This window comes from Nocardia amamiensis, assembly GCF_015477605.1.
GTDB lineage: Bacteria > Actinomycetota > Actinomycetes > Mycobacteriales > Mycobacteriaceae > Nocardia > Nocardia amamiensis_A.
In genome coordinates, this window is record NZ_JADLQX010000162.1 from 1 (window position 1) to 1,205 (window position 1,205).

The 1,205-nt window shown below is 60.0% G+C and carries 1 protein-coding gene; it reads left to right on the forward strand.

The features are described 5' to 3' along the window. Nucleotides 1-12: 12 nt before the first annotated feature. A partial coding sequence (locus tag IU459_RS37255) for a hypothetical protein (protein WP_195134270.1) occupies nucleotides 13-1,205 on the forward strand: 1,193 nt, incomplete at its 3' end.

The window sequence follows — 1,205 nt, forward strand, 5'->3', positions numbered from 1 at the left end:
GGTAGGAGCAGGATGGCGGCGGGTATCGACCAGACCGATTGGGCTGGATTGTTGAAGAGTGCCCAGAACGGTCAGCTCCAACTCCTCAATGTCGACAGCGCCGCGCTGGGTAAACTGACCGGATATTGTGAGGACCTGGTCGCCGACATCCTCGGGTTGATCAATTTCGTGACCGGGAAGAACATGCCACCGAAGTTCGACTGGTATTACAACAATCAATCCAGTACCGATCCGAAACGGCCTGCCCAGCCGAAACCGTTCCCGGCCAGTTCCTATCAGTTCCTGAGCATGAAACATCTGTCGGACGCGTTCTTCGACAAAGCGAACCCCGAACTGGTCGACATCCTGGGTAACCATCAAGCGATCGTCACCGATATCGCGAACACCTTCACCGCGGCGAACAAGAAGTACTCGATCACCGAGGGACAGAACGCGAACACCTTCGTCGCACCGAACGCGCGTGATCATTGGCCCGAGATCTCGAAATATCATGCGGCGTCCTCGGTGTCGTGGGCGAACGGGCCGGGTTTGTCGACCACCGCCAGTTCCGGGGTGAGTTTCGACAAGTCCCTCAAGGGCAGAATCGATCCGCTGATCGAACTCGGTGGCGCACTGCACCTCTACGATTTCGCCAACATCGCCATGCTCGTGGGCTCGGTCGGTGGTGACATGCTGTGGTTGTCGGGTGAGTGGCTGGCCCTGTCCCAGATCTGGGGCAACTCGATCGATACCTTCACCAAGAACATCAAACCCGTGTTCACCCGGGGGCACTGGCAGGGCGCGGGCGCCGACCGGGCGATCGCCTCGCTCGACAAATACCTCGGTACCGCCGAAACGTTGCGGGCGGGCATGGTCGACATGTCTCATGTCGTGGGGAACACCGCCAACTTCCTGGCGTTCATCTACGGTCACGTTCCCCGTTACGACCAGATCAAGTTGAACACCAACGGCACGGTCAACTATGTCGCCAAGCGCGGCCGGTCCGGTGATCAGGCCCAAACCTATGCTCAGCAGTGGTGGGACAAGGGCGATGACACCAGTAACAACAAAGGTTTCGTCGCCGAGATGCGTCAACTCATCGGCCAGGTCCCCGAATTCGTCGACCCGAATACCGCGGCACCCGCCAACAATGGTGGGACAGGCGGTGGTGGGGGAACCGGAGGCAACAACGGCGGCAATGGCGGCGGGAGCGGCAACGGCGGCGG